This window comes from Dysgonomonas sp. Shenzhen-Wh21 (assembly GCF_043392705.1).
Lineage (GTDB): Bacteria > Bacteroidota > Bacteroidia > Bacteroidales > Dysgonomonadaceae > Dysgonomonas.
The window spans coordinates 1-1693 of the sequence record NZ_JAIXHZ010000185.1; the positions used below are offsets into that span (position 1 = coordinate 1).

Consider the following 1693-nt stretch of genomic DNA (forward strand, 5'->3'; position numbering starts at 1 on the left):
TGCATTGAACACTGAACAGTATAAAGATTATATCAAAGATCTAAACAAGTACACAGATACACCTGTCTCTATCCCTGATGAAGAAACTCGTTATACAAATTGGACTGATGCATTTTACGGAACCGGTAGTAATCAAAATTATCAGTTGTCATTAACCAGTGGAACTGATAAACTTCAGTATTTTGCATCTGCCGGTTATTTGGATGAACAAGGTATTGTTAAAAAGTCGAATTTGTATAACGAGTTTCTTCATCAGGGATAGAGACAGGTGTATCTGTGTACTTGTTTAGATCTTTGATATAATCTTTATACTGTTCAGTGTTCAATGCATTTATTTTATTTCCCAGCTTCGAAAATCCAACATACGAACTAAAGCTCACAGAACGTACGCCAGCCTTCCCTCTTTTAGTCGTAATAAGTACAACTCCATTAGCTGCTCTTGCTCCATAGATAGCAGCAGATGAAGCATCTTTAAGTATTTGCATACTTTCTATATCATTCGCACTAAGATTCGAAATAGTCGTCATTGGAGTACCATCTACTACATATAGCGGCTCATTCCCAGCCTGTATAGATGTTGCACCTCTGACTCTGATAGATAGTTCAGAACCCGGCTGACCTGAGGGTTGAACAACCTGTACTCCGGCAGCTCTTCCTTGTATAGCCTGAGCTGCTGATATAATTGGACGTTCTGAAATATCTTCCGTAGATACTACAGCAACAGCAGTCGTCAAGTCCTTCTTTTTTACCGTATTATAACCTATAACAACTACTTCTTCCAACTCCTTATTATTCTCTTGTAGTTTGACTTGTATATGCGAGTTTTTACCAACAGTAATACGTTGTGATGCATATCCCACATAAGAGATCAATAATACAGATTTTTCGTCTTTTACTGAGATAGAGAAACTACCATCCAAATCTGTGATTGTTCCATTATTTGTTCCTTCTTGCACTACACTTACTCCAATCAAAGGCTCTCCTTGATTGTCAATAACTGTTCCCTGTACTGTTTTTCCCTGTGCCACAATGCTATGCTGAGTAAGGTCAGAGTCCTTTTTTTGTTTCGAAACAATGATTATATGTTTCTGCTTAATTGTATAGCTACAATTCTCATTTTTCAGAACCTGTTTAAGAGCGTCTTCCAAAGATAAATTACGGATTGATATCGAGAGTTTTTTTTCTACATCAAGATCCGTTTCATCAAATCCGACCGAATAGCCACTTTGTTTTTCTATTTCATACAATGCAGCCCTGATTGTGATATTATTATTCACAATATTAATGTTGGACTGCGCCCAAACATGGCTCAAACAAGACAATAGAAGTACTGTAAGCCATGTATAAACATGCTTTCTTTTCAACATTAGAGTATAAATTTTAAAGGTTAATTAATTGCTTTTCAATATATATATATAGTATTGCTTTTTATCTTATAATTGAAGTCTCGGATAATTTCTTTTAGTATGTCAAGGGTTTCCGGCAGGGTTTCTTCTGGAGAGAAACGTACCGTAAATGTCCTTCCTTCATATTTACCCGCATCAAAGTGTATAACTACATCATAGCGTTTTTCTATAGCATGCAGAATATCACCAAAAGAGGCTTCCTGAAATATTAAATATCCATCTTTCCACATTGCTACTCTCTTTGCATCCACAATTTGTTTCGATAAATATTGAAGCCGAATGAGCAA

General features: G+C 36.1%; 3 protein-coding genes. 1 reads left to right on the forward strand and 2 read right to left on the reverse strand.

The window, feature by feature from the left end; genetic code table 11:
* Nucleotides 1-262 (forward strand): hypothetical protein (locus LDB17_RS13145; RefSeq protein WP_393925067.1); only part of this gene is annotated, 262 nt, incomplete at its 5' end.
* On the opposite strand, the gene LDB17_RS13150 is transcribed toward LDB17_RS13145, so the two are convergent.
* Both LDB17_RS13150 and LDB17_RS13155 read right to left on the reverse strand, forming a co-directional pair.
* Entirely contained in the window at nucleotides 219-1367 is a 1149-nt protein-coding gene (locus tag LDB17_RS13150; RefSeq protein WP_393925068.1) for a carboxypeptidase-like regulatory domain-containing protein, read from the reverse strand. The two genes, LDB17_RS13145 and LDB17_RS13150, sit on opposite strands and share 44 nt — an antisense overlap.
* Before the next feature lie 35 nt (nucleotides 1368-1402).
* Nucleotides 1403-1693: FecR domain-containing protein (locus LDB17_RS13155; RefSeq protein WP_393925069.1), on the reverse strand; the 291-nt coding region annotated here is incomplete at its 5' end.